Source organism: Neobacillus sp. PS2-9 (assembly GCF_030915525.1).
In the GTDB taxonomy this organism is placed as follows: Bacteria; Bacillota; Bacilli; order Bacillales; family Cytobacillaceae; genus Neobacillus.
In genome coordinates, this window is the sequence record NZ_CP133269.1 from 4,045,686 (window position 1) to 4,068,410 (window position 22,725).

Here is a 22,725-nt window from a genome sequence, read left to right on the forward strand (position 1 = left end):
GTTCTACGCGACCTTCCTCTTTCGAAAAGCTCACTCATGGGCTCGTAGCGAGGTTCTACGCGACCTTCCTCTTTTGAAAAGCTCATTCATAGGCTCGTAGCGAGGTTCTACGCGACCTTTCTCTCGAAAAGCTCATTCATGGGCTCGTAGCGAGGTTCTATGCGACCGTTCTCTTTCGAAAAGCTCATTCATGGACTCGTAGCGAGGTTCTACGCGACCTTTCTCTTTCGAAAAGCTCATTCATGGGCTCGTAGCGAGGTTCTACGCGACCTTCCTCTCTCGAAAACTCATTCATGGGTTCATAGTGAGGTTCTACGCGACCTTCCTCTTTCTAAAATATCAAAGACGGTCGCGTAGTTAAGCTCTTACACGACCGTCTCTAGTAATTTATTTTCCTATAAAGACTGGTTTCCTTTTTTCAATAAATGCCTTGATTCCTTCTTGGTGATCAAGGGTTTCGCGCATTTTTTGCTGACCGTGCTTTTCTAATTCTAAAATTTTCAGTAGCTGTGGTCGATTTTTTTCCGCTAATATTTTCTTTGTTTTAACCATTGCTTGAACAGGACGACTTAACCAATCCGTTACCCTCGCTTCTAAGGCTGGCTGTAGATCACCTTCCGCTACTTCCTGAATAAGTCCCCACTTCAAGGCTTCCTCTGCACTCATCATTTTTCCGTCCCAAATCACATGTTTAGCTCGGGTTTCACCTAATCTCTTTTCTAAAAAGAAATGCGCCCCTCCATCCGGTATTAAACCGATTCCAATAAAATTCATTGCAAGCTTACTAGTTTTATCTGCAAGAATATAGTCCGTTGCTAAAGCTAAACTAAATCCTAATCCTGCAGCTGCACCTGTAATAGCACTAATAGTTAATTTAGGGATGCTATAAAGAGTAATAATTAATTCGCTAATAGCATCCATCACAGGAAAGAAGTCGCTCTCATTCATATTGGAAAGCATGGTTTTAATGTCTCCACCTGATGAAAAGGCTCTTCCTTTTCCTCTTAATACAACAATATCAACATCATCCGATTCACTTATTTCTTTAAGTTTACAGATTAACCCCTTAATTAAATCAGCATCCATTGCATTTAACGATTCTGGTCTATTCATTTCTAATGTGGCTACACGACCGTTGACCTGTAGATTCACCTTGTCCGTTACAAAATTCATTGTAAGCACACTCCCCCCATTTTCTTCATCCACTCCCATTATATATGTAATGAAGAAGAATAAAAATAAGCTTTCTATATATTTTGAATTTTCCTCACTACTATTCTTGTAGTAAAAAAGGACAAGGGTATGTTCCCTCGTCCTCAATTGTTAGCTTTTTCTGAGTACTTCTTTTTGAACTTGTTCGCGCAATGTCATCTTTAGAAATTTACCAACCGAAGTTTTCGGAATTTCTTCCAGGAAAAGAATGTCATCAGGAATCCACCATTTTGCAAATTGCGGCCTCAAAAAGTCAAATAAGTCTTCTTTCACCACTTTGCTCTTGTATGCGTCTTTTAATACTACACATGCGATCGGTCTTTCCTGCCACTGCTCATGTGGCACGGCCACAACCGCTGCTTCAAATACTGCTTCATGGGCCATCAATGCATTTTCTAAGTCGACCGAGGAAATCCATTCTCCCCCACTTTTAATTAAGTCCTTCGTTCGGTCAACAATTTTCACAAAACCTTCTTCATCGATCGTGACCACATCACCTGTATGAAGCCAACCGTCACGGAAGGCATCTTCTGTTCGTTCATCCCTATAATATTCAGAGGCAATCCACGGGCCTCTAATACACAGTTCACCCATTTCTTTCCCATCCCAGGCAACTTCTCCATCCTTACCAACGATTTTGATCTCTAATCCAGGTACAAGCGTCCCCTGCTTAGCTCTTAACTCTAATCTTTCCTCTGGTTCAAGTTCTTCTTGGTAGCTTTTTAATGTGGAAATGACAACTAGGGGACTCGTTTCTGTCATCCCATAGGCATGCATAAATGGTACCTTATGCCGTTGTTCAAATGCCTTAATCATTCCTTTCGGTGCAGCAGAGCCTCCACACAGAATTCCTCGTAAACTACTCATATCATAGGTCCCTTCATCTAGCTCTTTTAATAATCCGAGCCAAATGGTTGGAACACCTGCTGTTATAGTTACTCTTTCCTGCTCAATTAACTCAGCAAGTAGTTTTGGAGTAAAGTATGGTCCCGGCAACACTAAGGATGTCCCAAACCACACGGCCGCAAAAGGCATTCCCCATGCATTGGCATGAAACATAGGTACTACTGGAAGGGCAATATCCTTTTCACTTATTGCAGCACTATCCGCTAGGCCCAATGCCATACTGTGGAGAACAATTCCTCTGTGGGAATAAACGACACCCTTTGGATTCCCTGTAGTGGCAGATGTATAGCACATACCAGCAGCATCATTTTCGTCTATATCATTCGGGTAATGAAATTCTGGATTCGCTTCAGCTAATAGCTTTTCATAATGATAGACTGGGGATAGTGATGTTTCAGGAAGCTCCTCTTCATCCGTCATAATGATAAAGGCTTTTATATTCTTAATATCAGGAGCACATTTTTCAAGTAATGGCAGAATGTCTGAATCAACTAGGAGAACTTTGTCTTCAGCGTGATTAATAATGTAGGAAATATGCTGAGGGGATAGTCTAATGTTGATGGTATGGAGGACAGCACCCATACATGGAATAGCAAAGTAGGCTTCTAAGTGGCGGTGATGATTCCACGCTAAGGTTCCTACTCGGTCTCCTCTTTCTACTCCTAATTTTGTGAGGCTGTCTGCAAGACGTCTCGTTCGTTCTGCTATTTGCTTATAGGTAAGTCTGTGGATTCCTGTTGCCGTCCTTGAAACTACTTGTTTCTTTGGAAAATACTTTTCTGCTCTTTCCATCATTTGCGTCATCGTTAAAGGTGTTTGAATCATAGCGATATCCCCTCCATTAATGAAAGCTTCTCATCATAGAATTCTATGATGATCATCCTATTAATTATTCTTCATTCAGATAGATATTTCCTTTATAAAGAACACAACTTAAGAAAACCCAAGCGCCTTGATCAGCCCCGATCAAAAAGACTGGTCGATTTAGTCGAGCACAGGCCTAGACCTAGTCGCATTTAAGTGCACAAAAGTTCTTATCTTTAAGTATCCAAGCAACCTTCCTATATGTATTAGAAACTTCTACTACTTACCGATCGCGTTATTTTTCATTTACCACGGGCATTAGAAACTTTTCCTATTTACCGCTCGGGCACTTTTCCCCTTCCCACGGGCATTAGAAACTATCCCTATTTACCGGTCGTACACTTTTTCTCTTGGCTCGGGCACTAGAAACTATCCCTATTTACCGCTCGGGCACTTTTTCTCTTGGCTCGGGCATTAGAAACTTCCCCATTTACCGATCGCCCACTTTTTTCTTGGCTCGGGCATTAGAAACTTCCCTATTTACCGCTCGGGCACTTTTTCTCTTGGCTCGGGCATTAGAAACTTTCCCTATTTACCAGTCGGGCACTTTTTCTCTTGGCATGGGCATTAGAAACTTTCCCTATTTACCGCTCGGGCACTTTTTCTCTTGGCATGGGCATTAGAAACTTTCCCTATTTACCGCTCGGGCACTTTTTCTCTTGGCTCGGGCATTAGAAACTTCCCCTATTTACAGCTTGCCCACTTATTCTCTTGGCGTGGGCATTAGAAACTTTCCCTATTTACCGGTCGGACACTTTTCCCCTTCCCACGGGCATTAGAAACTTCCCCTATTTACAGCTCCCGCACTTTTTCTCTGACCACGAATATTAGATACACTTCCTTTCTTTTACCGTTCGGAATTCTTTCCATTGAATCGGGACATGATATACCACACTATCAAAGACTGGCTTTGACAAATTTTATACTTTCTTGCCTTCAAAAAAAATCCCCCTGCTAGTTTAAGCAGGAGAACCTTTTTCGGTGAATAGCTCTTCTAGGATGTTGATTTTATCCTCAGTATATTTTTCAAAGCTATCGTTATAAGTTTTAGGATCTTTAGGGTTAGCAAAGTGAGTAATTTTCCCGCTTAACGGGTCAATAAATTTACTCGCTGCCCCACAGCCGAGCCCGATGATTGTTTGCTGTTCCTCCATAATCATAATTTTATAGATACTTTCTTGATTTGGGAGAGAATAGCCAACATTCTCTAGATTACCAAGGATGTTCTTTTGTCGGTATAAGTAGTATGGCACATACCCATGAGCTGTGGTCCAATCCTGGGCTAGCCCCATCATCTTTTCAACCTCTTCACGATCTGCTACCTTATACTTTTGTTTATTCTTGGTCATTTCTGATGCCCGCTTGAATGAAAGTGTATGAACAGTCAGTGATTCAGGCATTAACTTCTCTGTCTCGAACAAAGAGTGAGTAAATTCAGGAATCCCTTCACCAGGGAGACCAATAATTAAATCCATATTAATATTGTTCATGCCCATTTCACGAGCTAAGTGATATTTATTAATCGTTTCGGTTACCGTATGATGTCTGCCAATGGCTTTCAACGTCTCCTGCGTATATGACTGCGGATTGATACTAATCCGGTCAATATTCCACTTCTTAAGGACTTCTAATTTTTCAGGAGTAATGGTATCCGGACGTCCCGCTTCAACCGTAATTTCACGAATGTTTTCTACATCAGGAAAAGACATATACATTTCTTCATATAGCATATCCATCTCTTCAGCAGTAATACTCGTTGGGGTACCTCCCCCATAATATACAGTGGTGATACGAACACCTTTTTCTTTTAACCATGCTCCAATTCTCTTCATTTCGTAATGAAGTCCACCAAGAAAGGAATCCACAGATCCTTGACGTCCATTGATTGCATAGGCAGGAAAAGTGCAGTATGCACATTTCGTCGGACAAAATGGAATGCCAATATAAATACTGACTTCTTTTTGAAGCGAGTAGAGATCGGGAACGACAGTAAGCTGACGGTCGACAATATGCTGCATTAGTTCAATTTTCTCATCAGATATTAAGTAATCATCCTTTAATTGCTGATGAGCATCCTTTAATGGAATCCCTTCTTGAACTTTTCTATGAAGTAATTTTGTTGGTCTTACTCCTGTTAAGATACCCCACTTTTGGATAATACCAGTAAATCCTTGCAAAACGGATAAATAGATTTGGGCAACCGCATTTTTTATTTGCTTAAAGTTTTCCTTTTCGGAATTTGTGGGGGACCACTCTTTTTCATATTCAGCAACTACTACTTTTTCCGCCTGGTCCTTTAACTCAGCAGAAACAGAAATAGTTTCCTGAACATTCATCTTAAACTCTATACATATATCCGCTTCCTCATTTATTGCTTTTATAATCTGCGATTCTTCAAAGAACAAATTAGCAATCAACTGAAGCGGACGATTAAATCTTTCATCCTCTAACCCTATTATAGAAATTCGCAAAAAATCACCTCTAGGAAAAAGCAGAAGCGCCTTAACCGGCGCCTAAGCTTTTCATCTCAATCTCCCTTAAGTGTACAAATTCATGAAAATAAGGTCAATACGGTGGAAATTATTCAATAAATAATAGACTCTGTTATTATTCATTGTTGATTTTCGTTGCAGGTATGAGAATTCATAGGCGGAGAATTTCCGGCTAATGTATATAGAGGAAGCTTAAGAAGCAGAAATAGGCGGAGAAATTCCGATTAACTGCTCTAAATAAGACAAAATCCAAAGATTTGGATAATATAAACGGAAAAACTTCCTTTATTTTTAAGGAATTATGGGTATTTTTCAATTTAAACGGAATTTTACCGTTTATTTTTCAAACACAGTGAAATCAACAAGTACAATTTTGATAGAACTAAAAAAAATATCAAAGGCAATTGCCAATGATATTTTTTCAAATTAGTTTTTTATAATCTTCATTTTTCTTAAAAACTCAATTGGCTGTTGCTTTCGAAAATGTTCTTTTACCATATAAGCTACACCATTTTCATTTTCCGACCTCGTTACCCAATCCGAAGCTTTTTTTACATCGAAATCGGCATTCCACATGGAAACCCCAAGGCCAACCGCCTCAATCAATGGAATATCATCGGTTCCATCGCCAATATAAACCATTTCACCTAAACGAATTCCTAATTGACTTCCTAGGTAGGTTAATCCGTCTAGCTTGGAGATACCTGCTGGAACGATGTCTAAACGCAGTGAATCTAGTTCAATGATATCAATTTCATTAAACATTTTACCCAATGCCGTCTTCGCATCAAGGAGATCATTCTTGCTTTCAAAATATACCTCTATTTTTGGCGGTGTAACTGGCTGGTCATGTAAGTACTCACTTAGAGATGAGACAAACTGCTGCGAATAAAACATGGGATCACCTGAAGTGAATATCGTTTTTGCTAACAGTTGATTGTTTAGTTTAAATTTATTGGCTAAAGAAAATTGTTCATGAACCAAACGAATTTGGCATGGTAATGCCTCTAAAAAGCGGATCGTATCATAGGTAATATCCTCATTAATTCTTTGTACGTATACTGGTTTTTCGGCGGAGTTTGCAATGAAAGCACCTTGATGTGTAATAAGTGGTGATTTTATTTTTAACGCTTTGGCTACCTTTTTTGCTGAAGGAAAACTACGTGAAGTGACAAGCGTGACATAAATGCCTTTTTGTTGTACATACTCAATAGCTTCTTTTGTTGATTTATGAATTTTTCCATTCGTTTGAAGAAGCGTACCATCAATATTTAACGCAAGTAAGCGATAAATCATTAATTTGCCCCCTGTCCTTGGTGAAATTGCCTTATTACACTTTTATGACTTTTCACTTCTGAATAGAACAGTACAAAAAAAAGAGGGCTCAGTGATACAAAGAAAAAGACCCTCGGTTTCTAGTACCGAAGGTCAATGGGTAAGATAGCTTACATTTTTCCGTATAAATCCTCTAATGGTTTCATAATGATTTGATTTAGTTCACCAATAATCATACTCATCCGTTGTTCCGCCTGCATCAGATTGGCAATTTTAGGATTCTGCTGAACGAGTCCAACTGTGGACTGTGCCTGTTGAACCTCTTGCTCAGAAATATCTTGGCCCATCATCTGCTTTTGGGATAAGTTCATTTGAATTTGACGGAATTGATCAAACATTTGCTTTGCTTGGGGATCTGCGTTAACTACTTTATACGCCTCTTGTAATTGGGTATACTCAGCACTTTGGCGGATCGCTGTTTCTAAAGCATAAGCGGTATCATGTAAATTCACTGCCACTTTCGTTCACTCCTTTTTTTGAATGGCTTTGTTAAAGTTGTCTGTTGATTTCCGCTCCAGGCGCGAGCGGTTCGTGGGCGTTTCGGCGAGCCTCCTCGGCGCTCACGCCTGCGGGGTCTCCCCTGAACCGTACTCCCACAGGAGTCTTCGCGCCTTCCGCTCCAATCAACAGAGTATAAAAATCAACAATGATCTTCAACACAGCCTTTTGAATAACAATTCCTAACAACTATAACAAACTATTCCGATAAACGCGAGAATGTTAAAATCACCTTACCGATTGAATGAACATAGCATACTATATCAGCAAATACCCAGAAGCCTAGTAAATGAGGAGTGTGTATGTCAGTTCCGTTAATCCCCATTACGATGATTCCAACAAAAATAGATAATGAAAACAAGTACCTTTTACAAATGTCAGATTCACTGGTTGCTCAACTACAATTAAATAAAGGGCAGCGTCTAAAAGTAACGATCGGACAAAAAACAATAACCATGTACGTGCAGCAATTCGCAGGAGCAGTGAACGAATTATTTTTATCTGAATCTACTCTCGAAGAATTTCATCTTCCAATTAAAAAATTTACATTACAAGCCATGTATCAACCGGACAATCAAGAACTGACCCTCGGACCTATCATTGGTTTATTAACCAATTTCCCTTCCACTAACACTAGTGACATTCATTTTCGTTCCATCCATGCCTTCTGTGAAGAGCTGCATCAGGAAGTAACTGAGCGTGGTGGTTTCTTTTACGTGTTTACTTATGATCAACCTATGGGCCAAGGGTATTATTTTGAAAATGAAAAATGGACCTTAGCTAAACTACCTTTACCAAATGTGATTTATAACCGTATACACTCTAGAAGACTCGAGAAACAGAAGTCCTACCTGTATTTTCGCCAAGGACTCGAACAATTGATGATTCCTTTATTTAATGACCGCTTTCTCTCCAAATGGGAAATTTACGAACATGTAAAGGAAGAAAATCAGCTTACTCCTTTTATTCCGGAGACTAAACTCTTTTCTAAAGATCATCTGAAAGAGTTCGCTAATAAATATCAGACGATATTTCTAAAGCCTATCCATGGAAGTCAAGGAAGAAACATTATTAAAATAATCAAAAATACTGAAGAAAACCACTATACACTTCAAACCTCCTTATCCGTTCCGTTAAAAAATTTGTTAGCACAATATACCATTGATGAGATTTACCAACTTTTAAAGCCCATACTTAATAATCGCATCTATATTATTCAGCAGGGCATTGACTTATTCACCCACAATTCTTGTGCAGTGGATTTTAGAGTCTTGTGCCACAAAAAGTTAAATGACAATTGGAAGGTAACTTCAACAGTTGCGCGAATTGCAGCAGAACATGAATTTGTGTCCAATATCGCAAGAGGGGGAACCATTACGAGACCTATATATGCTTTACAGAATGGGATGACTCAAAAAAAGGCGGTAGAAGCTATTACCCTTATGAAGGAATTAGCAATTGAGACTGCTTCAGTCATTAGCCGACATACTGAAGGTTTATTTGGCGAACTTGGAATTGATATAGGCATAGATCAAGCTGGTAAACCGTGGTTAATTGAAGTAAATTCTAAGCCTTCCAAGAACTTTGAGGATGGCTTAGGAAAAATTAGACCGTCTGCCAAAGCAATCATTCAATTTTGCACAGAACTTGCTTTTGACTTTGCGGTAGTGAAGGAGGATTTTACTTGATTACGCTTGGAATAATGACTTTAACTATGGATAGTGAACAGTCTTATATTAACGATATAGCTCGTCATGCGAAAGAATGCCAAATGGAGATTTTCCGGTTCTCTCCATCCCAGATTGATCCACTCACGCTTATGGTTAACGGGAGAAAATATCAACCAATAGACCAATCCTGGGTCGAATGTGAATGTCCGATTCCCACCATTATTTATGATCGATGTTTTTACGGAGATGATGACCATTCCAAACAATGCATGCCAATTGTCTCCTGGCTAAAAAGCAGACAGGAGATTACTTTTTTAGGATATGGATTACCAAATAAACTTGAATTATATCATTCATTGAAAGAAACACTTCTATCTTCCTACCTTCCTGTAAGTCAAGCCGTATCAGAACCATCCCTAATCATACAAAAATTATCTTCCATTCAAAGAATTATTTTAAAGCCAGTTAACGGGTCACAAGGGTACGGTATTTATTACTTGAAGAGGAATGACAAAACCTATCAAGTAAAAACAGAAAAGAACAAAGAAATTATTACGCGTATTTTTCCAAATGAAACGAAACTTCTTCTTTGGCTAAACACATTGCTAAAAAAGCATAAGTATCTACTACAACCATACCTAGAGTTAACCAATAATGAATTACAACCATTTGATATACGTGTTCTTCTTCAAAAAAATGAAAAAGGGGGTTGGGTTGAAGGTGGTAGAGGGGTCCGTGTAGGCAGTACTGGGGGAATCTTATCAAACTTAAGTGCCGGTGGCTCGGTGTTCCCTTTTAATACTTGGCTAAAAACGTTACCCACTATAACTGCCGAGTATATCCGCCAAGAATTAAATTATATTCTTACGAACCTCCCATCCATTTTAGAACAAGAATTTATGCCTTTATTTGAAATTGGAGTAGATATAGGCGTGGCAAAAAATGGAGGGTTATGGATTCTTGATATGAATTCAAAACCAGGAAGAAAAGTTCTTTTACAAACCCAACCAAATGTTCAAGATGTACTCTCGCGCGCTCCCCTTCTTTATGGAAAATACCTTTCTCAGTCGGAAGAAACAGAAAGGAAGATCTATTATGAGAAAACATTATCTCATTGAGGTAGTTGATAATGACCAAATGGTTGTTTTTTGTCCATCAGCTATACTTCGAGACACACAAATAAAAAGTATTGCTTTTGGTTCAAAATCTGTGGAGGTTGATTTTCTACAACATCCAGACAATGAAGAGACAATCGTAATGAGTCGGAGAATTCAAAAAGCCATTCAGCTTCCCTCCTTTAAGGTTCCCCTTCATGCGTTCATAGACAATCAAATCCTCACCATCGGTCCACTTGTGGGCATATTTACGGCAGGTTTTACAACTGATCCATTCCTTCCAATGGGTGACAGGACGACTTTTTTTGCAAAACTGCTCTCTGTTAATAAAACCGTAGGTGCCCTGCCTTTTGTCTTTGGAGAGCAGCATATTAATTGGGAACATGGAACGATTGAGGGGTATTTTTTTCATCAACATTCATGGGAAACAGTGGATGTGCCGTTTCCAAATGTAATTTATGACCGACTTCCCAATCGGAGAAGTGAAGGAAATCCAAAACTAATTATGGTTAGGGACAGATTGCAAAAGGAATATCTCATTCCGTGGTACAATCCAGGATTCTTTAATAAGCTTGATATTTACGAGCGACTTCAACAGGACACATCTGTGACAAGCTATCTTCCTGAAACCTTTCCTTTTATCTCATTTTCTATTATTGAAATCATGTTATCCAAATATGGTCATATTTTTATAAAGCCCAAAAATGGTAGCCTAGGGTTAGGTGTTCATCAAATTATTTATGACAAATTAACTGACGATTATTATATTCGATATCAGGACAGAGAAGGAACAAACCGCTTGCGCAAATTCTCTACTATTGAAAAACTATTCAACTCTGTTTTTGCGAATCAATCGCTTGAAAACATGATAGTTCAACAAGGAATTCACTTGCTCAGAAACGAACAGCGTTCTATAGACTTTCGTGTTCATACGAATAAAGATGAATTTGGGAAATGGCATATGACCGCGATTGCTGCAAAAATTGCTGGTGCGGGCAGCGTGACAACACATACCAGGAGTGGTGGAGAAATTAAAACACTGGAAGAGATTTTTACGAAAGAAGAATGCAAGATATACACAGAAAAGTTGTCTACAGCAGCTCTGATGCTCAGTTCGGCTCTTGATCAAGTAATTGAAGGAATTATTGGTGAGATTGGATTTGATATAGGGATTGATCGTAATGGAGAGGTTTGGCTTTTTGAAGCAAATTCAAAACCAGGCCGTTCCATTTTTAGTCATCCTGAATTAGAAGAGTTTGATTTGCTAACCCGTAAGCTTTCGATTGCATTCGCCGTTTTTCTTACCGAGCAATCTTTGTTACACCCTGAGGAACTTTTCAAATGATTTCTAAAAATGAACGTCCACTGATTGGAATTATGACTGCAAAAAAAGCAAATGGAACGTTAGCCGGTAATGGACTCCTCTTTATAGAATTACAAAAAAAGCTTATTTCATTAAACGGAATAAGCTTTGTTTTTACTCCAGAGGATGTAGAAGATGAACGAATCATTGGCTATTCCTACTCCCTTGAAAAAAAGTGCTGGAGAAAAGAAACATTCCCCTATCCAGATCTAGTTTATAATCGCATTCCCTTTCGAAAATCAGAACAAGACGTACCAAGTCAAAGAATTTTTTCTAGGTTAAAAGAAAAAAAGATTCCGTATTTTAATCCTGGTTTTATCGATAAGTATGAGCTCTATGAACTGTTAAAAAATCATGATGTCCTTCACCGCTTCCTACCACAAACAAAACAGGTCAATCACAGGCAAGAATTGGCTTTCTTTCTAAACAAACATACAAGCATTTATTTAAAACCAGCACAATCAGCTAAAGGTAAAGGCATATTTCGCTTAAATCGGATTGGCCCGGAACAACTCCAGTTTGAATCCATTCAAATGACTGAAAACTTTCGTTCCTTAGATGACTTTTGGGAGAAATGGAGTAAGGAACTGCTCGACAAAAACTATTTGGCACAAGAAGAAATACAATCTGCAAAATATGAAGGGGCCCGATTTGATTTTCGTATTCTAGCCCATGCAGAATATGATACCTATATTCTTACTGGAGTTGGTATTAGGCAATCCCACAAACAAGTCATCACCACGCATATACCATCTGGAGGAAAACTCCTTCCATATAAGCTACTGCAATCAGAGGAACATGATCAATTCTTTCAACTGATTGTCCCTTATATCGGCAACGCATTATCAACCAAGTTTGGCTATTTCGGTGAATTTTCTATTGATGCCTGTATTAGTGAAGATGGTAAGTATTATATCTTTGAGGTAAACTCGAAACCGATGAGTTTCGATGAACCCCATATTGAAGATAGAAAAATAGAGCAGCTTTGCCGCCTATTTCTACAGTTGATAAAAAATTAACTGTAAATTATATTTAAATACTCATTTATTAGAGGTAATCTATTAGTAAAGGAACTTTAATGGGTGGAGGTTATTAGCATGATTATGCACTTTCAGTTTAAAGCGTTATTTGATAATAAGAATATTCCTGGTTGGAATTTTTCCTTTTACTATAAAAAACAAAGATATACAGGCATATATCATCAGACAGGAAAGGTAGAATGGACAACAAACACTCCTGAACAAGAAGAGATTGAGTCCCTAACGAGCCAAATTCATGAGTTAATGCTTTATCATGTGTACGAATAATTCTGAATGAAAATGTTTCCTTTCCATAAACTATTGTTAGAAATGTGGAAGGGACTGGTGAAATGAAAGGAAGAAAGAATAATCCAGTAGATCAGGGTTCTGCCTATGAGGGTCGGGATCAGGCATTTGTTGATGTGGACCGGATGATTAATGAGGGTCTCTCCGGTGGGTCCGTGCATTCTCGCTATGAATCAACAAATATTGAAGAAGCACGTGAACTCCCTGAAGAGCAACCACCATATGAATGTGATTAAATTAAAAGAGAAAGAGCTGACCTCAAATAAAAGGTTCAGCTTTTTTTATTGTCCTACTACCTTTGTTATAATAAAAGGAATTAAAAATTATATAGAAAATCTAAATAAGGGAACTAAATTATGCTAAAAAAATTATTGTTACTTTATGAGAATTCGATTTTGTTCACTGAAAAACCAAAAAATCCATCAGACCAATTATATGTTTTTTTTAATGACATTGGAGATGAATGGATTGGAATCCCCAAGAATGAGATCAGTGATAAGGAATTAACCCTTTTAAAAACGATCTATACATTTGTTGATTATCAAGCAGACTTGGTCCCATCAACCGCTAAGGGATGGTACGATTTTTTATTGTTAGACGGGCCTCCTCCCATATTCCCATCTGATAGCTATTTTCGATTAATTCAGTTTCATATTAACGATAGCGATGCCAGTCAGATAGAAATGGAATCGGCTTTAAAAGGTTTTTTCACGGAAGAGGTCAACATCATCTGGGAAAGCAGCCGGCGAGGAATTGTCATAGAAGAAAAGAAACAAGTATCTTTATCAGAAGAAGAATTAATATCCATGTCTGAAACATTGGAAAGTGATTTTTATGTAAAAACTTCTTTCTTCATTGGGAAATTCCATCCCATTTCAGAGCAACTCCGGTTAAGATTTCTTCAGGAGAAGGAATATTTTTCTTTTGGAATGTCCTATTTAGGAACACATGATATTTTTACTTTTGAACATATATTTCCAGCGTATTTAGCTGCCCACTTGCCAATGGAATTAAAGAATAAATGCATTCAAGGAATCTCAGAAGTATTTACTGAGGACCAAGACTTGTTTTCGACTATAAAAGTTTTTCTAGAAAGCAATTTAAATGCGAGTTTGACGGCAAAAAAATTGTATATTCACAGGAATACGCTCCAATATCGTATCGATAAATTTCACGATAAAACAGGGATAGGTTTAAAGGATTTTTATGGAGCCTTTACGGTTTTCTTAGCCTGTCTACTTTTTGAACAAAACCATAAAAAATAACAAAGTGCCTAAAAAAAGCGTTTTCATCTTTGTGCAACTTGTCTATTCTGATTTATTCATTTTACCTGTAAACTAGGTTTATCAAAAGTACTAGGAGGAATCACTAGTGGCAGAACTTAAATTAGACCATATTTATAAAATTTATGATAACAAAGTAACAGCAGTTCAAGATTTCAATTTACACATTGAAGACAAGGAATTTATCGTATTCGTTGGACCATCTGGTTGTGGTAAGTCAACAACACTTCGAATGATTGCAGGACTTGAAGATATTTCAAAAGGTGATTTTTTCATTGATGGAAAAAGAGTAAACGATGTAGCTCCAAAGGATCGTGACATCGCGATGGTTTTCCAAAACTACGCTCTTTATCCACACATGACTGTATATGATAACATGGCTTTCGGTTTAAAGCTACGCAAATTCCCTAAGGATGAAATTGACCGTCGTGTCAAAGAAGCAGCAAAAATTCTAGGATTAGAAGCTTACTTAACACGTAAACCAAAAGCTCTTTCAGGTGGTCAGCGTCAGCGTGTTGCTCTAGGACGTGCGATTGTGCGTGATGCAAAAGTATTCTTAATGGACGAACCATTATCAAACCTTGATGCAAAGCTTCGTGTACAAATGCGTGCCGAAATTGCAAAATTACACCGCCGTTTAGATACAACAACTATTTATGTTACTCACGACCAAACAGAAGCCATGACAATGGCGACAAGATTAGTCGTTATGAAAGACGGGATCATTCAGCAAGTAGGTTCACCAAAAGAAGTGTATGAAAAGCCTGAAAATGTGTTCGTAGGTGGTTTCATTGGTTCTCCTGCTATGAACTTCTTTAATGGTAAGCTAGAAGACGGTAAGTTTGTCATTGGAAAAAATTCAATCGCTGTTCCAGAAGGAAAAATGAAATTCCTTCGTGAGCAAGGCTATGTAGGAAAATCAATTATCCTTGGGGTTCGCCCAGAAGATATTCATGATGAGCCAGTATTCATTGATGCCTCTGTAGGTACAAAAATCTCTGCAACAATTGATGTAGCTGAATTAACAGGCGCAGAATTAATGGTTTATTCATCTCTTAGTGACCAAGATTTTGTCGCACGCCTCGATTCTCGTGCAGATGTTCACCCTGGAGATACAGTAGACCTTGCTTTTGATCTAAACAAAGCTCATTTCTTTGATGCTGATTCAGAATTTAGAATCCGCCCATAATGTTTTTTATAAATCAAGAGGCTGACTCATTTGGGGTCAGCCTTTTATTCTTTTATGAAAATAAGTTCATCGTTATCACAGACTGGACACCGGTATAGATGAGGGCATTTCTGTCCAGAATGGGAATCGGGGTACCCGTCTTCCATTTTCATTAAATCAATCTCCATATATGGGCTATAATCATCGTAATAATCACTTAGCCTCCCACTTTCCAACATTGGATTACCACACTTGGTACACAATAAATAAACTTCCCTCAAGCCATTACACACCGGGCAGATTGACATATGCTTCACCCTTTTGATTATGATTTATCTTAGTTTGCGTTAGATTAACCACCCTATGTAGTGGAATAAATTACTAAATAATATCTCGAATAAGTCCTTAAGAATGATTCATAATAAACATTACAAAGCAACACAACAAAGCAACACAAACAAAGCGGTGGATGAAACAAACAACCATTTATAATATGGGTTAGGCCTAAGGTGGCAATATTATGGTTCAATTCCATACTGACCCCAAAATTATTAAGAGGAGTGTTATTCAACTATGGCAAGTAACAACAACTCTAATCAACTTTTAGTACCAGGCGTAGAGCAAGCATTAAGTCAAATGAAGTATGAAATCGCATCTGAATTTGGTGTAAACCTTGGTGCAGATACTACTTCACGTGCTAACGGATCTGTAGGTGGAGAAATCACTAAGCGTCTAGTTGCAATGGCTGAGTCTCAACTTGGCGGCGGGTTCCAACGCTAATTTTTAGTAAAACCAAGACAAATTAATAATATGGCTAAGCCCTCTCCTTTATGGAGAGGGCTTTCACATGATTTTATACCATATTTTCAGGCTTAATCCATTCTTCAAACTGTTCTGATGTAACATACCCCGTTTTTATTGCTGCTTCTCTTAATGAGCTATTTTCATTAAAGGCAAGCTTGGCAATTTCTGCCGCCTTTTCATAGCCGATATGCGGATTTAAAGCTGTAACAAGCATGAGTGATCGTTCCACATGTTCCTTTATGACCGCTTCGTTTGCTTCTAGCCCCACCACACAATTTTTGTTAAAGGATCGGAGTCCATCAGTCAGCAACCTGACTGATTGAATTAAGTTATAGATAATAACTGGCTTAAATACATTTAATTCAAAATTCCCTTGGCTTGCTGCAAAGCCAATTGTTGCATCATTTCCAAACACTTGGCATGCAATCATCGTTAAGGCCTCACTCTGAGTTGGATTTACTTTTCCCGGCATAATCGAACTTCCTGGCTCATTGGCTGGAATGCTGATTTCCCCGATACCACTTCTCGGCCCACTTGCCAGCCATCGTACATCATTGGCAATTTTCATTAAATCGGCAGCTAAAGCTTTTAGGGCTCCATGGACAAAGACAATTTCATCATGACTAGTTAATGCATGGAATTTATTTTCTGATGAACGGAATGAGTATCCCGTTAGTTGATTCAACTGCTCAGCCACCAACTGACCAAATTGAGGGTCCGCATTAATTCCTGTACCTACTGCCGTACCTCCTACTGCTAAGTCAAGTAAATATTGATTTGCTTCCTTAATCATCTTTTCATTTTTCTCAAGCATATATCTCCAGCCGCTAATCTCTTGTCCCAGTGTCAATGGAGTTGCGTCTTGTAAATGGGTTCTTCCAATCTTAACAATCTTTGCAAAAGCTTGTTCTTTCTCTATTAACGAATTTTTCAGTTCTATTATTGTCGGTAAAAGTTTCTCGGTAATCATCATATACGATGCAATATGCATGGCTGCTGGGAAGGTGTCGTTAGAACTTTGTGACTTATTAACATCATCATTAGGATGTATTTTCTCAAGGATTTCTTGCTCTTCTAACCACTTGTTTCCAAGATGAGCTATTACCTCATTAACGTTCATGTTGGATTGAGTACCACTACCTGTTTGCCAAACAACCAATGGAAAATGTTCATCATATGTGCCATTAAGGATTTCATCACATACATAATTAATTGCGTTCTGTTTATCTTCACTGAGCTTTCCTAGCCTATAATTGACCATTGCTGCTGTCTTTTTTATAAAAGTGAGCCCATAGATTAGTTCTAAGGGCATTTTCTCGATACCAATTTTGAAGTTCTCGCGGCTCCTTTGTGTTTGTGCTCCCCAAAATTTATCAATTGGAACTCGTACCTCACCAAGCGTATCCTTTTCTAATCGGAAGTCCTCCATTATCTTCACCCCACTATTATTACTCATCCATTATGTATACCCAATTTTACCCAAATTATTATAATAAAGGCGGTGTTAAAGAACATTGTTGATTTTTATACTCTGTTGATCGGAGCGGAAGGCGCGAAGACTCCTGTGGGAGTACGGTTCAGGGGAGACCCCGCAGGCGCAAGCGCCGAGGAGGCTCGCCGATACGCCCACGGAAAGCGAAGCGCCTGGAGCGGAAATCAACAGACAAGTTTAACAAAGCTATAATAAAAAAAACTGCGGACATTTTGTCCACAGCCTATGCTTTATAAATCGTATATCCGATATAATAAGAAAGAATTAAAAAACTACCAATTAACAGTACAACTGAATACTCACCCATATCCATCCCACCTTACATAATAATTTAAATACCTAAACATTTTTAAATTATCATAGAAAAACCGATGATCAAGTGATATAAGTTACACTTTAGTGAATGAGGAGTGAATTTTTTGTGAACATTTGCCTTTTAGGTGCAACAGGTAGAGTTGGATCTGTAATTCTAGAGAATGCCCTGGAACACAAGTTATCTGTAAAAGTACTCGTTAGAGACCGATCTAAATTACAAGTAACGTCTGATGGCCTTACTGTGAGGGAAGGAAATGTTTTAAATGAGAAGGATCTTGCCTTAACCATGATGGGAAGTACCGTGGTTATAAGTACACTGAATACAGATAAAAGTACAACTCTTTCAGAATCGATGCCACTAATTATTAAACAAATGAAGCACCATGGAATTAAGCGAATAATTACAGTTGGTACTGCTGGAATTCTTCAAGCACGGTCTGCTCCACATCTCTACCGCTTTCAATCTTTGGAGTCCAAGCGAACGAGCACACGGGATGCAGAAGAACATTTGAAGGCATATTTATTACTCAAGGATTCCGGCCTTGAGTGGACCATTGTCTGCCCTACTTATTTACCCATAGGAGTAAGGGTAGGACAGTACAGGTATGAACAGGACTTCCTTCCGGAGAATCCATCTTCCATTTCGATTTATGACACTGGGGATTTCACCTTTCAACAGCTGTTTTCCAATGAATTTATAGGAGCTAGAGTGGGATTAACCTATTAAAAAAAGTGGAGTAACCAATTTGGTTACTCCCTTTCTATTGTTATCCAGCTAATTCTGAACTTCCCTGCTGAAGTTGATACATCTGATAATATTTACCTTTACTGGCCATAAGCTCCTCATGATTGCCTTTCTCCACAATAACCCCTCTGTCTAACACCAAAATTTGGTCTGCATTCCGAATAGTTGATAATCGGTGAGCAATGATAAAAGTGGTTCTTCCCTTCTTAAGGACATCCATTGCTTCTTGAATGAGTGCTTCTGTTTCAGTATCAATACTTGAAGTCGCCTCATCAAGGATAAGGATGGCGGGATTAAATGCTAAAGCCCTGGCAAAGGATATTAACTGCCGCTGTCCACTTGAGAGAGTACTTCCCTTTTCAATCACTGGTTCATCAAAACCATGTTCCAGGTTTCTAAACACTTTATCCGCCCCAACATCTCTAAGTGCTTTTTCCACCGTTTCCCTTGAAATGGAAGGATCGTTTAGGCTTACGTTTGAAGCAATAGTTCCGGTAAACAAGTAAGGGTCCTGCAAGACAATCCCCATATGGTTCCTAATGGTTTGGCGAGGAATAGTTTTAATATCCTTTCCATCAATGGTTATCTGCCCTTTCTGAACATCATAAAAGCGGAAAAGTAAGTTCATAATGGAGCTTTTTCCGGAACCAGTATGACCTACTAAAGCAATCGTTTCACCATGGGTCGCCTCAAAGTCAATGCTCTTTAATACATATTCCCCTTCTTTATAACCAAAAGAAACATGATCAAACTTTACATTTCCTTTAAAGCGGTCAGTTCTCACATTGCTAACATCTTCCCCAGGTTCATCCATTAATTTAAACACCCGTTCACCTGCAACTAATGCCTGTTCTAAGTTAGCTAATTGATTGACAATCCCTTGAACCGGCTGAAACAAACGATTAATGTAATCGACAAAAGCATATAGCACCCCTAAGGAAATAACGTTAGCTGGGAGTAGTGCTTGTGCACCAAAATACCAGATGAAGGCTACAAATACTAAATTCCTTAAAATCCCGACTAAATTATGTGATGTTAAGCTATTCAAGCTTAATAATTTATTTTGATAGTGAAAATGTTCCTGGTTAAGCTTTCCAAACTCTTCTTTTGTATCCCTTTCTCTGCTAAATGCTTGAATAATGCTCATTCCCTGGATTGATTCATTAATCATCGCATTTATATCACTGTTTCTTGATCGTATGACACGGTTATATTTCGCTGCATACTTTCTGTAAATAATAGTCCAAGCATATAAGATAGGTAATAATAATAAACAAATCGCAGCAAGTTTTACATTTAGAATGAACAAAGCTGCATAAATCCCTGTAATATAAATGGCACTTGTAAAAAATGTGGCTAAAACTGTGACGTAAAGCTCTCTTATTGCTTCTGTATCATTTGTGATCCGTGCCACCACTTTACCGGCGGGAAAGGTATCAAAGTATTGAATAGGTAATCGTTGAATCTGTCCAAAAACATCCTCACGCATCTTTTGAATAATACGGTTAGCTGACTTTTTCAAGAAAAACCGTTCCCCATATTGAAAAATGGCTGACAGTACTAAAAGACCAAAATAGAGAGCTAATAGTTGAAAGATACTCGGAATTTCTGGCTGATAAAATGCTAATAATTCTGAGCCAGTCAGGATTTCCACCTGATATTCAGCCTTATTGTTTCCTTTTTGAATAGTTAGCTTTTCTCCCTTTAAGCTTCTTTTTCCATCGAATTTAAGCTTTTGGTCTACGAATACAAATGTTGAATTCACCTGCAAAATACGAATGGGTTTCCCTATTTCTTGATTGCTAGTGTGATATTTCTCTCTTATATAATATTTCCCATTAAATTTGACAGCCTTTTTGCCCTCTTTTGTTTCATACCAAGTGGACTCAATCCCTAAAATATGCTGATCAATGATATTTTTTGCAATAAACGGTCCAGCCAAATCAGTTACAACCGAGATGGTCAGCATGAACAATGCAGCAACAATAATTTTCTTATAACCCAAAGCATATTTAACTAAACGACGTCCTGTTGTCATGCTGTCACCTCACTCTCTACTTTATTTTCAATCTGCTGGCGTAAAAATTGTTCCTTATACCACCCGTCTTTTTCTAAAAGCTGTTCATGTGTTCCTTCTTCGATAATCCGGCCTTCGTCCAAGACTAAAATATGATCGGCATGCTGTACTGCTGACATTCGATGAGTAGTAATAATGGTCGTTTTTTCTTGTCTAACTTTACGAATATTCTCAATGATTCTTTTTTCCGTTTTGGCATCTACCGCTGACAAGGAATCATCTAGAATAAGTATTTCTGGATTTCTAATTAATGCCCTCGCAATGGATATCCTTTGTTTTTGCCCACCAGATAAAGCCACTCCTTTTTCACCAACAAGAGTATTTAGACCATCAGGAAGCATGTCTAAGTCTTTACGAAAGGCAGCTAAATCTATAGCCATTTCTAAATCTTTCTCACTCGCCTCTCGTCTACCAAAGAGGATATTTTCTTTCACACTTTTTGAAAAAAGCACATGATCCTGAGGCACATAGCCTATCCAATGGCGAATCTGGTTAAGTGTTTGTTGCTCTAACGAAACATTGGATATGGACAACTCCCCTGATCCTAATGGGTATTGCCTTAATAATTGTTTAATAAAAGTTGTCTTTCCGCTACCCGTTTTCCCAACGATCCCTAATGTTTGCCCTTGGAACAGCTCAACATTTACATTGATAAGATTATTCTCCTTAGAAGATGGGTAACGGAAGGTAACCTCTTTATAGTCAATTCGACTAGGATTTGATACTTCAACCACTTGAACTGGATTTACCACATCCTCTTTGTAACTAAGAGTTTCATTAACACGGTCTAATGAGGCATTTCCGCGCTGCATGACATTAATTAACTCTCCTATTGCAAACATCGGCCAAATTAGCATTCCTAAGTAAACATTAAAAGATACAAGATTTCCTAATGTAATTGCTTGGTGGAAAACTAGATAGGCTCCATATCCAAGTCCAATTAAATAACTAATTCCAACAAGCACTTTGATAGTTGGGTCAAACAATGAATCAATCTTTGCTACTCTGATATTTTTTTCATACACATCTTCCGTTAATTGATGGAATCGCTCACAATCAGCCTTTTCTTGAACATAGGCCCGAATAACCCTTACTCCAGCGATTGATTCTAAGACACTGTCATTGAGCTCACCAAAAGAATCTTGGGCTTCCATAAAGCGAGTATGAAGTCTTTTTCCATACATTTTCATTAGTAGTGCCATTATGGGGAGTGGAAGAATGGCAGCTAGAGTTAGCTTCCAACTAATCATAACTCCCATCGTGATAAGTAGAGTCAACATCCAGACACTTGAATCAACAAGGGTTAATATTCCAAATCCAGCTGTAATCGAAATAGCCTTTAGGTCATTAGTGGCACGTGCCATTAAATCACCTGTACGGTTTTGTTCGTAAAAGGCTGGTGTCATCTTTAACAAATGGTTCATAAAACGGGACCTTAGCTTTCGCTCAACTAAAAAGGCTCCTCCAAACAATTGATACATCCATATATAGGTGATAGCATAGGAGCTTACCATGATGATTAAAAGAATACTAAGATAGTGTATAATTTTTTCTTTATTCATTACACCGATATGAATATCATCGATTGCCATACCAATTATTTTTGGCGGTATTACGTCTAGAAGACCTACTAAAATCAATAGCGTCACAGCTACCACATATCGTTTCCAATTCTCTTTAAAGAACCAGCTTAATTTTTTTAATACCGAAAACATTTCCGAATTCCTCCCTTTGTTAACCTATCCGCCCTCTGGCTCCTTTTTTGTGTGTGCTAGTCTCACTTCTGAAATGATTAACATCGTTCATTCCTCCTATAGATTAATATTCATAAAGCCTCTGTTAAACTTGTCTGTTGATTTCCGCTCCAGGTGCGAGCGGTTCGTGGGCGTTTCGGCGAGCCTCCTCGGCGCTTGCGCCTGCGGGGTCTCCCCTGAACCGTACTCCCACAGGAGTCTTCGCACCTTCCTCTCCAATCAACAGGGTATAAAAATTAACCATGTTCATAACACAGCCTTTATAAAAAAAAGCATACTGCAAATGGTGCAGTATGCCTCCTTTTAA

At 38.4% G+C, this 22,725-nt stretch carries 18 protein-coding genes; 10 read left to right on the plus strand and 8 right to left on the minus strand.

The annotated features are described in order from the left end of the window. Window positions 1–387: 387 nt before the first annotated feature. The 5 genes from RCG25_RS20315 to RCG25_RS20335 all read right to left on the minus strand — a co-directional run bounded on the left by RCG25_RS20315 (window position 388) and on the right by RCG25_RS20335 (window position 7,267). Window positions 388–1,173, minus strand: a complete 786-nt coding sequence (locus RCG25_RS20315; RefSeq protein ID WP_308080637.1) for an enoyl-CoA hydratase — start codon at window positions 1,171–1,173, stop codon at window positions 388–390. A gap of 150 nt (window positions 1,174–1,323) precedes the next feature. Further along, entirely contained in the window at window positions 1,324–2,943 is a 1,620-nt protein-coding gene (locus RCG25_RS20320; RefSeq protein WP_308080638.1) for a long-chain fatty acid--CoA ligase, read from the minus strand. Between the two features lie 998 nt (window positions 2,944–3,941). Continuing rightward, window positions 3,942–5,453, minus strand: coding sequence for a coproporphyrinogen III oxidase (locus RCG25_RS20325; protein WP_308080639.1), 1,512 nt, complete (start codon window positions 5,451–5,453; stop codon window positions 3,942–3,944). Window positions 5,454–5,900: 447 nt separating this feature from the next. Further along, window positions 5,901–6,770: a Cof-type HAD-IIB family hydrolase gene (locus RCG25_RS20330; protein ID WP_308080640.1), complete on the minus strand. Its 870-nt coding sequence runs from the start codon at window positions 6,768–6,770 to the stop codon at window positions 5,901–5,903. Between the two features lie 149 nt (window positions 6,771–6,919). Further along, window positions 6,920–7,267, minus strand: a complete 348-nt coding sequence (locus RCG25_RS20335; protein WP_308080641.1) for a YlbF/YmcA family competence regulator — start codon at window positions 7,265–7,267, stop codon at window positions 6,920–6,922. A 342-nt stretch (window positions 7,268–7,609) separates the two neighbouring features. On the opposite strand from RCG25_RS20335, the gene RCG25_RS20340 reads away from it, so the two are divergent. The 9 genes from RCG25_RS20340 to RCG25_RS20380 all read left to right on the plus strand — a co-directional run bounded on the left by RCG25_RS20340 (window position 7,610) and on the right by RCG25_RS20380 (window position 16,011). Then, window positions 7,610–8,995: a YheC/YheD family endospore coat-associated protein gene (locus tag RCG25_RS20340; protein WP_308080642.1), complete on the plus strand. Its 1,386-nt coding sequence runs from the start codon at window positions 7,610–7,612 to the stop codon at window positions 8,993–8,995. Next, window positions 8,992–10,095: a YheC/YheD family endospore coat-associated protein gene (locus RCG25_RS20345; protein ID WP_308080643.1), complete on the plus strand. Its 1,104-nt coding sequence runs from the start codon at window positions 8,992–8,994 to the stop codon at window positions 10,093–10,095. The genes RCG25_RS20340 and RCG25_RS20345 overlap by 4 nt, the downstream gene beginning before the upstream one ends. Then, the gene (locus tag RCG25_RS20350) at window positions 10,073–11,437 is read left to right on the plus strand and encodes a YheC/YheD family endospore coat-associated protein (RefSeq protein WP_308080644.1); all 1,365 of its coding nucleotides are present in this window, start codon (window positions 10,073–10,075) and stop codon (window positions 11,435–11,437) included. The genes RCG25_RS20345 and RCG25_RS20350 overlap by 23 nt, the downstream gene beginning before the upstream one ends. Beyond that, window positions 11,434–12,474, plus strand: a complete 1,041-nt coding sequence (locus RCG25_RS20355) for a YheC/YheD family endospore coat-associated protein (RefSeq protein ID WP_308080645.1) — start codon at window positions 11,434–11,436, stop codon at window positions 12,472–12,474. The genes RCG25_RS20350 and RCG25_RS20355 overlap by 4 nt, the downstream gene beginning before the upstream one ends. 78 nt (window positions 12,475–12,552) lie before the next feature. Further along, window positions 12,553–12,762: a YheE family protein gene (locus tag RCG25_RS20360; RefSeq protein WP_308080646.1), complete on the plus strand. Its 210-nt coding sequence runs from the start codon at window positions 12,553–12,555 to the stop codon at window positions 12,760–12,762. A gap of 62 nt (window positions 12,763–12,824) precedes the next feature. Beyond that, window positions 12,825–13,016 carry a hypothetical protein gene (locus RCG25_RS20365; RefSeq protein WP_308080647.1) on the plus strand — a complete coding sequence of 64 codons (192 nt, stop codon included), beginning with the start codon at window positions 12,825–12,827 and terminating at the stop codon, window positions 13,014–13,016. A gap of 120 nt (window positions 13,017–13,136) precedes the next feature. Then, on the plus strand, window positions 13,137–14,045 hold the full coding sequence (locus tag RCG25_RS20370; protein ID WP_308080648.1) for a PucR family transcriptional regulator: 909 nt from the start codon (window positions 13,137–13,139) through the stop codon (window positions 14,043–14,045). Window positions 14,046–14,151: 106 nt separating this feature from the next. After that, window positions 14,152–15,252: an ABC transporter ATP-binding protein gene (locus RCG25_RS20375; RefSeq protein ID WP_308080649.1), complete on the plus strand. Its 1,101-nt coding sequence runs from the start codon at window positions 14,152–14,154 to the stop codon at window positions 15,250–15,252. Between the two features lie 552 nt (window positions 15,253–15,804). Next, the gene (locus tag RCG25_RS20380; RefSeq protein WP_308080650.1) at window positions 15,805–16,011 is read left to right on the plus strand and encodes an alpha/beta-type small acid-soluble spore protein; all 207 of its coding nucleotides are present in this window, start codon (window positions 15,805–15,807) and stop codon (window positions 16,009–16,011) included. 73 nt (window positions 16,012–16,084) lie between these two features. Here RCG25_RS20380 and fumC read toward each other — a convergent pair whose 3' ends face one another. Further along, window positions 16,085–17,464, minus strand: a complete 1,380-nt coding sequence (gene fumC / locus RCG25_RS20385) for a class II fumarate hydratase (RefSeq protein WP_308080651.1) — start codon at window positions 17,462–17,464, stop codon at window positions 16,085–16,087. Window positions 17,465–17,948: 484 nt separating this feature from the next. Between fumC and RCG25_RS20390 the strand changes: the two genes are divergently transcribed. Continuing rightward, window positions 17,949–18,569: an NAD(P)-dependent oxidoreductase gene (locus RCG25_RS20390; protein WP_308080652.1), complete on the plus strand. Its 621-nt coding sequence runs from the start codon at window positions 17,949–17,951 to the stop codon at window positions 18,567–18,569. A 40-nt stretch (window positions 18,570–18,609) separates the two neighbouring features. On the opposite strand, the gene RCG25_RS20395 is transcribed toward RCG25_RS20390, so the two are convergent. After that, entirely contained in the window at window positions 18,610–20,625 is a 2,016-nt protein-coding gene (locus RCG25_RS20395) for an ABC transporter ATP-binding protein (protein WP_308080653.1), read from the minus strand. Then, window positions 20,622–22,379 (minus strand): ABC transporter ATP-binding protein, encoded by a 1,758-nt coding sequence (locus RCG25_RS20400; protein WP_308080654.1) that lies wholly within the window; start codon window positions 22,377–22,379, stop codon window positions 20,622–20,624. Before RCG25_RS20400 ends, RCG25_RS20395 begins: the two co-directional genes overlap by 4 nt. Window positions 22,380–22,725: the final 346 nt, after the last annotated feature.